At 56.2% G+C, this 11504-nt stretch carries 9 protein-coding genes; 1 reads left to right on the top strand and 8 read right to left on the bottom strand.

Annotation, left to right across the window (positions count from 1 at the left end):
* Nucleotides 1–192: 192 nt before the first annotated feature.
* The 6 genes from RIB44_08765 to RIB44_08740 all read right to left on the bottom strand — a co-directional run bounded on the left by RIB44_08765 (nt 193) and on the right by RIB44_08740 (nt 9200).
* Entirely contained in the window at nt 193–1080 is an 888-nt protein-coding gene (locus RIB44_08765; protein ID MEQ8616672.1) for a hypothetical protein, read from the bottom strand.
* A 176-nt stretch (nt 1081–1256) separates the two neighbouring features.
* Entirely contained in the window at nt 1257–4244 is a 2988-nt protein-coding gene (locus RIB44_08760; GenBank protein MEQ8616671.1) for a serine/threonine-protein kinase, read from the bottom strand.
* Between the two features lie 237 nt (nt 4245–4481).
* Nucleotides 4482–5927 (bottom strand): hypothetical protein, encoded by a 1446-nt coding sequence (locus tag RIB44_08755; protein ID MEQ8616670.1) that lies wholly within the window; start codon nt 5925–5927, stop codon nt 4482–4484.
* A 199-nt stretch (nt 5928–6126) separates the two neighbouring features.
* Entirely contained in the window at nt 6127–6711 is a 585-nt protein-coding gene (gene thpR, locus RIB44_08750) for an RNA 2',3'-cyclic phosphodiesterase (protein MEQ8616669.1), read from the bottom strand.
* 108 nt (nt 6712–6819) lie between these two features.
* The gene (locus RIB44_08745; GenBank protein MEQ8616668.1) at nt 6820–7722 is read right to left on the bottom strand and encodes a PfkB family carbohydrate kinase; all 903 of its coding nucleotides are present in this window, start codon (nt 7720–7722) and stop codon (nt 6820–6822) included.
* A gap of 173 nt (nt 7723–7895) precedes the next feature.
* On the bottom strand, nt 7896–9200 hold the full coding sequence (locus tag RIB44_08740; GenBank protein ID MEQ8616667.1) for a hypothetical protein: 1305 nt from the start codon (nt 9198–9200) through the stop codon (nt 7896–7898).
* 260 nt (nt 9201–9460) lie between these two features.
* On the opposite strand from RIB44_08740, the gene RIB44_08735 reads away from it, so the two are divergent.
* On the top strand, nt 9461–9628 hold the full coding sequence (locus RIB44_08735) for a DUF1328 domain-containing protein (GenBank protein ID MEQ8616666.1): 168 nt from the start codon (nt 9461–9463) through the stop codon (nt 9626–9628).
* Here the strand turns inward: RIB44_08735 and RIB44_08730 are convergent.
* Both RIB44_08730 and RIB44_08725 read right to left on the bottom strand, forming a co-directional pair.
* Nucleotides 9600–10463, bottom strand: a complete 864-nt coding sequence (locus RIB44_08730; GenBank protein ID MEQ8616665.1) for a lysophospholipid acyltransferase family protein — start codon at nt 10461–10463, stop codon at nt 9600–9602. The two genes, RIB44_08735 and RIB44_08730, sit on opposite strands and share 29 nt — an antisense overlap.
* Nucleotides 10464–10665: 202 nt before the next feature.
* Nucleotides 10666–11370: a hypothetical protein gene (locus tag RIB44_08725; GenBank protein MEQ8616664.1), complete on the bottom strand. Its 705-nt coding sequence runs from the start codon at nt 11368–11370 to the stop codon at nt 10666–10668.
* Between the last annotated feature and the right edge of the window lie 134 nt (nt 11371–11504).

Genomic DNA, 11504 nt, shown 5'->3' with positions numbered 1-11504 from the left:
TCCCCTTGCCGGCATCACAAGCAGCAAGCACTTCCCCGCGACGTTCCTTCGAATAAACCATCGGGCTCCTCCTTAAGGTGAAGTTACCAAGTCTACTCGAATTTCCTAAAGGGCGCTATGGTCTCGGGAAGTACGCTCTAGGCGCACTTGGCCGAATCTCTAACTACGATTGTAGCAGAAATGTAGATCTAATTAAATCATTGAGAGAACTCGAATCGCAGCAACACAAAAAGCCTTCTCATCGGTCCATTTCCAGATCCAAGGCGGCGTCAAGTGAAGGTCGAATCGCGCGTCTGTTTGTCGCAATGTTTTCTCTAACTGCATGCTGATTGCTACGGGGTTTGCACCGGTAAAAAAGTTCCGTTGTCTGATAGCTTCTTGAGCGACTGCTGTCAGTTGGTTCTGTGGGAGGTCGGGCTGGAGTAGCTCGGGCAGGGTATCGCTGCTGACGAAGTCGGTGACGAGAATGCCTGCGGCCGTTGGTTTCATCAGCTCGAGCATCAGGTTCAAATGGCCATCGCGAATCGCGAGGATGAAGGCGAGCGACTCTGGCGACTTGTCCCCAAAGATTTCGACGGCGGATTGTACTAACTGACTTAAGGTGCAGGTTGAAAGCACGATGTCGTAGTGCTGGTCAGTGAACTTTGGCGGATGAGTCGCCCGTTTCAGTAGCTCTTCGTCGATAACTGCAGGAGCCGAGCCGTGTTGTTCAATCGTGTCGACAACGCCGGTGATATCCACGGAATCGAACCACTGAACGCGCTGCAGTATCGCTGGCTGTCCGGCGTAACGATTCTTGCTTCGTTGCAATGCCTCGCCGTCGAGGTCATAGAGGTGGCTACGCTCAAACGTCTCCAGCAGAGGCTCGATCGATAAGTCGTTGCCGTTGCCAGCTCCAAGAACTGCCAGGCTGAGATCCTGTTTGGTTGCAGCTTGAAGCTTTTGCGCAGCATCGAGAACCAGGTCAGTGATACGCTGACGGTGGTCCTGAAAAGCGTCCCAGTAGGTTTGAGACTGGGCGTTTTGTGACGCGTGCAGTTGTCGAATCGCCCCCACGGATGCTCCTCTGGTACAGCTCAATCAGTCGTTGATTTGGTTTTACACGCAAGGCGGTGCGGAGGTTCTCGAACTTCGGTAAAATCGCTTTGGAACTTGTTTTGAAATATTGGCGCCCTCACCCCGACCCTCTCCCGCAAGCGGGAGAGGGGGCAAGTGGTACCGCTTTGCGGTCGATTTTTGAATTTCAAAACGCGTTCTTAAGGTTCGGACTCTTTTTCTGTACTTTCTTCGTTAGTGTTCTCACCATTTCCCTCTCGCACTCCGCGCAATACCTCTTGCGTCTCCCGCAACTGCTCGCCGTAATCCCGATCTGCCGGGTGCTGACGCACTAACTCCGCGAAGCGGTCTCGTGAGCTTTCCAGTTTCTTGATTCCCTCGTCATCGCGACCGAGTTCGATCAGCACTTCGCCCAGGGTGCGCTCGGCGTGGGCGAGGTCGACGGCGTAGAGTGGGACGTCGGGGAATTGTTCGACCAAATCGATCAGGGCTTGCTCCGCCTTCTCCAACGGCCTTAGTGCCGCTTGGTTGTCGCCTGCATCGAGGAGGAGCCAGGCTTCGTTGGTTTGCGTGTTGGCGAGGTCGGCTTTGTAGCGGGGGACTTGTGGGTTGCGAATGCTGAGCTTAGTAAGCAACTCCGCAGCTTTTTCATAGTAGGCTTCGCCTTGGGTGACTTGGTCGGGCTCTGCTGAGTCTTGCTGGTCGCCGAGGGTTCGATAGCAAACGGCCAGGTTGTACTGCGAATCCATGTCGTTGGGGGAAAGTTCGACGAGTTTTTCGAAGCTTTCGACCGCCTTCAGAAAGTGCTGGAATGCGGTCTCGTATTCCTCCATTTGCTCGTGAATCAGCCCCAGGTTGAAGCTCCCCTTTCCGGCGTCGCGAAGCAGTTTGGCGTCGGGCGAGTTGGTGCTTAGGCGACTCTCGCGCATGTCTTGGGCTTCGTGCAGCAGCTTGAGTCCCGCTTCTTGGTCTCCCTCCCCAAGCTTCATGGTGCCTAGGTTCATGATGCTGTTGGCGAGGGTGCGGACGTATTCGATCGTTTCAGGTGAAAGCTTGACCAGCCGCTGGCGAACGTCGCGAGCCCTCGTGAAGTAATCTCGGGCGTCGTCGGTTTGCGAGAGCTTCAGCAGCGAAGTCGCTTTGGCGTTGAGCGTGCGACCGTATTCGTAGAGTCGTTCGCGTTCGATCTCTCTTTGCGGAGCCGCGGGGAGGTGCTTTGCTTTCTGAGCAAGTAGTTCTTCATACGAAGTGATTGCCTGATCGTAGAACGGAATCGCCGCGACGGGCGAGTCGATCTTGTGCTTGATGCGCCCGACGTAGTAATTCGCTTGGGCGATCTCGTCGCGCATCGAGTCGTCGACCTGGCCGCTTTCGAGAAAATCCTCGTAATAGGCGAGCGCTTGCTTGAGTAGCTCGTCACGCAGCGGCTGCATGCCGCTTTGGTTGAGGAGCGTATCCTCACTGACACTGATGAAGTAGTCGTTGACCGCTTCACGGGCCATTGTGAAGTTTTGCTCCGCCCGTGCGCGCTGTTTTTCCACGCGACGATTGGCGGCGCCCAAGAGCAAGATTCCCAACGTCAGACCGATGGCCGTCACCGTTAGCACGCCGGCAGAGCCGACCACGAGTGAACGATGCTTGCGCATCCAGCGGAAGATGCGTTCGGGGAGCGGGTCGGAGTAGGCACGCACGGGTTCGTCGGCGAGCCAGCGTTCAATGTCGTCGCTCAGGTCGCTGGCGGTGAGATACCGATCGGGGATCTCGCGAGCCATCGCCTTTAGGCAGATTGCTTCCATCGCGGGCGGGATCGTCGCGTCGATCTCACGGGGCTTGGCAAACTTGCCTGCCCGGACACATTCCAGCAGTGTCATCTGCGGAGCCTCGCTGAAGGGCGGCTGCCCGGTGAGCAGGTGAAACAGCGTCGCCCCCAAACTGTAGATATCAGTAGCGGGACCGAGTCGGTCGAGTTGGCCGGCGGCTTGCTCAGGACTCATATAAGCCGGCGTTCCGACGATGGTACCCATTTGTGTGGCGGTGGAACCATCGGACGAAAGCGGTTGGAGCGGCGCTTCAAGGGTGTCCGTTGGGACCTCATTCGCATCGATTGTTTTCGCCAGTCCCCAATCAACGACGAGCGTTTCACCGTACTTGCCGAGCATGATGTTGCCGGGCTTGAGGTCGCGATGCAGGACGCAACGGTTATGAGCGTATTCGATGGCGTGGCAGACATCAATAAATCGGCCCAGCAGTTTGCGAAAGCGGAGCTCGTAGTCGCCGCCGCGATTCTCTTTGGGACTGTTTTTTCCAGTTGGATAGGCGTTCTTAAACGCTTCGATTTCAAGCTTGAGATTATCGCCACGAATGAATCGCATGGCGTAGAACGGACGACCGTCTGCGTATTGCCCGAGACCGTAGACGGGAACGACGCCCGGGTGTTCTAACGAACCGGTGATCTCCGCTTCGACGAGGAATCGTGAGCGTGCCTCAAGTGAGTCTGCGTGTTTGGGAAGGATTTCTTTAAGTGCCACCTCGCGGTTGATCTCTTGATCTTGCGCGATCGAAACCTGCCCGAGCCCGCCCCGTTGGAAAGGCTTTATAATGGAGTAACGACTGGCCGCGGCACTGGCCTGGTTGAGTTGGTCCTCAATGTCGAAGTCGACCGTCGAAGCATAAGCCGGGGGCAGGGTTTGGGTCTGATCTTCAGCCTTTGCCTGCGTTGGTGGCGAATGAGTTGCTGGAGTGGGGGAGGCGGTACTTCCCTCAGGCAGTGCCGTGGCGAAGCGGTCGTCGGGTTCCTGCGGCTTGTTGGACTTCGCGGTTGAATCGCCATCAGCGGCGAAGAACTGAATGGTTTCCGCAAGTGAGCCTGCTTTGGGCGAGCCCTCTCGGGGAGAGCTCTCGCCGCACGCAGCGGCCACATCTTGGATGACCGCGTCGGCGTGGATGCTCGCCAAGCTTTCCATGGCGTTGTTGTTGTGACGCGCCAGATGTTTTTCGACGAGGCCCGAAAGGAGTTCACGCTCGCCTGCGTGCAGAGCTCCTTGAGTTTCCAGGACCTGCAACAGAGGAGTTTGCTGGGAGCTAGACCATGCTTTCGTGGCGGCAATTAACTGGTCTCGCGACACGAAATCAAGCTGCAGCGCGAGCACGCCAACAAGCAAGTTATGGTCCGCGTCAGACTGGCTCACCGAGAAGCCTCAGCAGGTGGCAGGATGAATCGAGGCGATCAGACGGGACGCTAGTCTACTCGATTTGTTTTGGAACCGCCAAGGATGCCTAGTTTGAAACCACAGATGAACACGGATAGACACAGATGAGCGTTAGTTTTGAGAACGAGCGGCACAAGCTAATGACCAATCTAATCACTATCAGCGTTTATCTGTGTTCATCTGTGGTTCCTAATATGATCCCCACAGGTTTATGCTTTAGAAACGCTTGTTCACCTGCAGGTTGTACTCGAAGTCGAACTGGCGGTCGTCGCTGATGGGGACGATCACGCCGTTGGTGATAACGCAGCCGCCGAGGTCGAGGGCGAAGCCGGAGCTCAGGTTCACGACGTCGAAGTCGCGATTGCCGCCGGCGATGGCCGTGAGCGGGATGTCTGGCAACGTTGTGCTGGCGTCGGTCAGAGTGCCCAACGGCGTGTTGAAGTTCTCGCCGTCGTCCAGGTTCGTAGTGTAGTGGACTTCAAACAGAGCCGCCAAACCGGTCGGGACGCCCTGCTTGCGATCTTGCTTGAGCCAGTAGCCAAAGCCGAGGTTCAAACGCAACAGCGTCTGACGTTGGATCTCGCCAGAAAGAGTGTTGCTGACAACCAGCGAGTCGTAATCCGTGTCGGGGACGATGTTGCCATCGACATCGAGGCTTGCATCCGAGGAGTTCAGTGGAACGTCGATTTGGAAGAAGCCTTGTTGGAAAAAGCGGGGCGTTGGGCGGAAGGCCCAAGCCAGGTAGGGGATCAGCCCGACGGTGTCGTTCTGGAATTGCCCGAACATGCCAAAGTCAGCGGTGCCATTGACGCCGTTGACCGGGTCGATGACGAAGGGGGTGTCGAAGTCTTGCTCCAAGGTGAAGTCCTCAGCGGTAGGAATGTTTACCGCGAGGCCCGCCCCCATGGCAAACTTCCGACGATTGGCGAGTAAGGCTTTGAAGTTCACGGAGATGTTCCCCAGTTCGCCGCTACGATCACCGGTGACTTGGCTGGTGCCGTTGGCAAAAAAGAGTTGGTCGGAATCGAGTTGCAATAGCAAAGGGATCCGGATTTCCGCGGAGACCATTCCATCGAGAGCCGTTTTTTCGAGTCCGACGATGAACCGCTCGATGTCCACTGTGTCGAGGTTGCCGAGGATGTTCGTCGAACTGGCGTTGTGCAAGTGGCGGTACGTGAAGATGAACCGGTCAGTTGGTAGGAACGATCCGGCTTCGGCCGCGTTGAAGCGATTGCCTGTGAAGAGTGGGTGATTCACTGAGGCGATATCGAGTCCGTCAATTGCGAATCCACCCGCCTGCATGGAGTGGGGGCATTCACCATCTAGCGGGCTATCGCCGATCATGTAGGGTGTGCGGGCCGAACGGCGCGAGCGGGAAGCAGTGCGTGTCGTGTTGCGTTGGTTGCCAGATCTGGCTTGGGTTGGTTCGACGAAGGCGTCTTGGATGAATGATTGCGACTCAGCAGCGACATCGTTGACGAGGTAGTAGTCGCTGAGATCGCTCGTGGCATCGATCGAGTCTTCTGATGCTTCCTCTCTCAAGGCTGTTTGCGTAGCTGCGAGGAACTGGTTTGTCGACACGCCTTGCTGTGCCGTTGCGTGACCGGCGAAGACAGCGAGTATTGTTGTAGTAGCTACGAGAGCGCGTAGTGAGAGGACCATCCGAGTTCACCTCAAAGAAAAGAAACATCCAGAACACCGCCCAGCCCGGACTAAGTTCATAAAGTCCGGGCGACTACTCGGATATTCGGTGGGTTGCCGCGTTCCGGGTGAGCCGATCGTAACGGCTAGAGAAGATTTTCGAGAGCTGCTAGCACCGAGTTTAACGGCGAAGCAAAGATTAACGTCGAGACTTGCTTGACTATCCCAGTGGCGCGGTGGCTAGGACATGGTAGCCGGGACCCTCGCGCTGCAAGCGGCTCGCGTAGACGATCACTTCATCCACGGGCATCGCTCCGGTTTCCAGTTCCTTAAGGTCCTTGAGACGATCAACCAGAACAGCCCGAAGGCTTGCGCCGCGCTGGACTCGACCGAGCGTTAGATGAGGGACGAACCGTCGTCGCTCTCCCCGAAAGCCCAGATCGGAGAGAGACTCTTCGATGCTGGCTTGTAAAGCGAGAAATTGTTCGCTCCCTTCGCCCGCCGCTAGGTAAAGAGTCTTCGGGCGGTCGGGGCTCGGAAAGGCGGAGATGCCGGTGCTGTGGAGCACAAAGGGCTCATACTCAGCAACGACCCGCACGACGCGACGGCAGACCTGGGCCATCTCGACATCGTCAATGTCGCCCAGGAATTGAAGCGTCCAGTGGAGATTCTCGGGCTCGACCCATTTCACTCCGCCGATGTCGATGCGGAGCTCTTCAATAGCTTTGGCCGCCGCCCCTTGGACTTCACCCTCGGCAGGAACAGCGATAAAGGTCCGGGTTTTGGGGAGTTGGTGGCTACGCATCTTAAGTCGAGTGCATGAATTCAAAAGAGAGTGTGCATGGTTTTCAGTCGCCAGCGATAGGGAATGTTTCGATCGGTGAACTGAAAACTGCACACTGACAACTGAAAACTAAAATGACAACATGCGGCGGTAATCTTCAAGGCGCTTCTCGATGTCGTCGCGGGTGATTTCGTGCATGCGTTCCAAGCCGAAGCCTTCGACGTTGAAGCTCGCGACGAGGATACCGTAGGCCATCGCGGTCTTGAGTGTTTCGGGATCGAAGTTGTCTTGCTCGGCGAGGTAGCCCATCATGCCACCAGCAAAGCTGTCGCCTGCGCCGGTTGGGTCGATGACGCTCTCGGTTGGAAAAGCTGGAAGCACGTAGGTTTCGTGCTCGCCGAAGAACATCGCTCCGTGTTCGCCCTTCTTGATGACGACGAACTTGGGACCCATCTCTTGAACGGCACGACCGGCTGCTACGAGGTTCTCGTTGCCGGTGAGCAGTTTGGCTTCGCTATCGTTGAGAACCAGTCCGTCGAGCTGCGTCAGCAGTTTGTCGAGATCTTCCCGCTGGGTGTTTATCCAGAGGTCCATCGTGTCGGCAACCGCCAGTCGACGACCGGGGACTTGTTCGAGGACTTTCATTTGGACTGCAGGGACGCCGTTGGCAAGGAACACGTACTTGGCACGTTTGTAATCTTCCGGCAGAACTGGGTTGAACTCACCGAAGACGTTTAACTGGACGTCAAGCGTTTCGCGGTCGTTCATGTTGGGCAGGTAACGGCCCGTCCAGGTGAAGGTCTTTCCGCCCTCGACCATGTGCAGGCCCGTGGTGTCGACCCCTTTGCTTTCGAGCATCTCCGTATGCTCACTTGGCCAGTCCGAGCCAACGACGCCGACGAGTCGGACGCCCGTGAAGAAGCTGGCGGAAACGGAGAAATGCGTGGCGGAGCCTCCGAGCAGGTTATCACGACGCTCTTGGGGCGTCTCAACGTGATCAATGGCAACCGATCCGACAACTACTAGGGGCATAACAAACTCGTCTCTCGTTGGAGTTGGCAGAGTCACCTGCCAAGTTTTGGGCTTATTGCAAACGGAGGATTATCGCTTGCTGCCGCGAAGGCTCGCAAGGGCCGAAAAAAGCCGTGACTCTCTGAGAGAGCCACGGCTTGAATGCGAATCTAAACTGCTAGTCCGAGTCAGACTTATGCGACGCGTCGTCGAGTTACCACGCCAACGCCGCAAACGAGTGCGATGACTAACGCGGTCGGCTCAGGAATCGGGGTCTGAGTAAAGTTGTTGCTCAGGGCATCGAAGGTGAGGAAGGTCGGAAACGCTAGAGGGTCTCCACCGTCAACCGTGGGATCGATCCCCGTGACCCGAAATGCCGTCGTGGGCGTGGGGAAGAAGAAGAAACCTCCTGCAGCAACGGTCGTTGAACCGCCGTTATCGAGGTCGAACACCTCGTAGAATCCGTCCCCGTCAGCAACTGCCGACAGAGGCGGTAGTCCTACGGCTAGGAAGCTCGAGGCATCGTCGGTTTCGTAGACGTAGCCAGAGGCAGCCGGGGGATCAAACCAACCGCTCTGCGGTGCATTCTCGAATTGGAAAGTCGGCCCGTCGGTGCCGTCAGGCAACATTGGGTTGTTCGGGGTATCGCCAGGAATGCTCTCGTTGGCGTGCTCTAGCGAGAGATTGATCGAGATTTCCGAATCGCCCTGGAAACCCTCCAGTCCCAGAGGGACTCCAAGCTGGAAGAAGTCTCCGCCCTGGCTATCACCTTCGAGAAAGAAATTCACGCCATCGATCGTCTTATCGGGAGCGTTGAAATCGTCGCCACCGAACGGGAAGTGCGTCCACGGCACACCATCGCTAAAGGTTTCAACTTGCACAGAATTACTGCTGAGAACTTCGCCTGTGGGAGAGCCTCGGCGGATCTGATAATTTACGTCAGCCGAAGCGAACATGAAGCCCCGTTGGAGGTCTTCCGGCCCGTTGGCGTCAAAGAAAAAATCGTAGCTTCCTGTGCTTGGGGCTGCCGGATCAAGAGTAATGTAGGTGAATTCAGGATTCGGTCCGCCGAAGTCTACAGGTTCGAGCGAGCGGAGTGAGAGGGCACGAATCTCGATATCGACTGTCGGCTCAGTAAAAATGTCGTTGGTCACGTCACCAAGACGTTCAACAATTGTGTCTGCCGTACCCACGTCGACCGCGCCACTTCCGTCGTTGAAGTCGAAAGTTCCCAAAGGATTACTGACGTAGGGAACGCCATTAAAGAAAGCAAGCGCGCCGATGTCGATGGGAATAATGATTTCTGCTGGAGGCGGTCCACCGTCGGCCACTGCGAGTTGGCTATCAAATAAGAATCGGTCGCCTGCGAGCTGGTACAGATCAAAGCCCGCTACCACGCAATCCGGGTCGGTCGGGTCAGAGATGCTCGCGTTAGCGGAGGCAAGGGGGAGTAAGCTCGCACAAAGAGTGAGAGCAAACCAAGTGTGTTTCCGATTCATGAGACCCTCCCAAGGAACTTATGCCGGTCTGGCAGAATAGCCTGTCCGTAAGAACTGCCAGATTATGGTCGGGGAGTTCCCGCAATGTCAACTCTTGCGGGTCGGACGGCGGTATCTTGCAATTGTCGCCCTGTTGTCCTAGGTTAATGAGATAAGTCAGGCGACTTTACGATCGGCCTACGAAAGCCCGACCGCAACTGAGCGGACGGGCTTTTTTCGTGCGCCTGATCAAGTGCCACTTCTTCTTCTGGAGGTAGATTATGTTGAGCTGGGCTTTGACTTTTTTGGTAATTGCACTGATCGCTGGAGTCTTAGGATTTGGCGTCCTTGCTGGTACAGCGGCTACCATTGCGAAATGGTGCGTGTTGATTTTCATCATCCTGTTCGTCGTCGGCCTTATTACGGGGAAGCGTCCACCAGCGGCCTAGCGGGCTGCCGAGTCACCGAAGCATCTGGCTCCAAAATGTGACGTGCTTCGTAGACCATTTCTTGAATCTGCGACTGAACGGCAGAGCGGACTTCCGTCGCATCACGCTCATCGGGTGCAATTGGCTCGCCGGCGACGACTGCCACTTGTAGTCGTCGCCGGGTTCCGATGCGCATCAGATGCGTCGTGAACTTCTCGTGGTAGTAATGCGCGTTGTCGTCTTCGTAGGCGATTGCGACCGGGACGATTTCTGCTTCGGCACGCTCGGCTGCTTTGAAGGCTCCTGGTCGGAAAGCGTGGACCTCGTCTCCCAAGTACGAAGTTCCTTCAGGAAACATGATCACTCCTTCTCCCTTTTTGAGTGACTCATCGACTTGTCCCAGCACTTCTGCACCGCTGCGGCGCGAGCTTCGATCAACATACAACGTGCCGATTTGTTTGCCGAGCGAACCGAAGAGAGGCCAATTCGCCAAGTCGTGGCGACTAATCGCGTGACCGGCACAGAGGTGCATCATGATGGGCACATCGACCGAAGAGCGATGGTTGGCAACGAAGATTCGTCCCGCTCCGGCCTCGCCCTTGCCTGGGTAGAGTTGGTCATCGCTGAAGAAGGGGCCCTCTCTATGAAGTTCGATGCCAAACAGCCAGAGGAAGCTGCCTGCCCAGCGTGGTACCCATTTATTAACGAATTCAATCGCAGCAGTCTTGCGACGCAGCAAGCGGTCAAGACGCATGCCGCCATAAAGGACGATAGTCACCGCAATAAATGCCACGATTCGCCAGACGAGTCGAATACGGGGCCAGATGCCGGGGGTAGGTTTTCTTTCAATCGTCATGCTGATGAAGTGTGCGCACGAAAAAAGCGGTCTGGGGTCGCCATGGGCACGTTACCGTACCACAACCCAGACCGCTTCTAAAACGTCAAACTCTTTGGCGAGAATGACTCGCCGGCTTCTCAAGCTTCGGCCACAGGGCGTTAGCCCCCGGTTGCCCACAGAACCGGACGCTAACGCGTTCCGGCTAAATTCTCGGAATCGTTCAATTGTTGGCTACGAGGTTGGTCAAAGCCGCTGGAAGTCGGTTGGTGCGATTCATGCTGACCTGTACCTCAGGGCTGTAATCGCGACTTTCTGCCAGGGTGTGGAGGCGTTTGAGCGTGGCGACGGCGGCTCGCCATTCAAGCTTGTCGGTTGGAGGATTTGCTTGGAGATCTTCGCGGATGTCTTTGACCAAGAGTTCCAGGCGGCGACGGTCGCTTGGGTAGCCATCGTCCCAGTTGCGTAGCAGCGTTTCGATCTGGAAGCGTTGCACCGCGTATTTTTCCTTGGCGAGCACGTCGTCCCAGATGTGACGGCGAGTTTGGATGTCTTCGAGTAGGAGCTGGGCACTTTCCTTCAGTTCCTTCTCTGCCAGTTCAACACGGCGACGGTTACGCTCAGCACGTTCTTCGATATCCTTCTGACGCAACTCTTCTTCGTAGCGAACGTATTCTTTGTGTTCGTGGATCAGCTTTTCGCGATCGCGGAGTGCGGAGATGAACGTCTTGTATGCTACGGAGCGGTTACGAATGTAGCGGCCCTCAGCATCCACGGCCTTCGCATAGCCACGCAAATGATCTCCAAGGACGGTGCCACCCCCGAATTGGACATCGACGATAACATCGTTTGCCTGAGCGGAAGGTGTGTAGGCGAGTGCGGCTGCGATTGAAAGTGCGGCGATTGAAAGTTTCTGTGAGCGGAACATGGCGAGGCTCCTCAAGGTAAAAGTGGGTGATGTGTGGGTCACTTCGTTACTGCTATTACAGGAAGCAACTGCTATGCCAAAAACCAGATCTCACTTTGTTCCGCGAGGTTGTTGTAGTGAATCAGCTTGAATTT

This window comes from Lacipirellulaceae bacterium, from assembly GCA_040218535.1.
Lineage (GTDB): Bacteria > Planctomycetota > Planctomycetia > Pirellulales > Lacipirellulaceae > Adhaeretor.
This window is presented reverse-complemented; position numbering and strand designations above follow the sequence as displayed.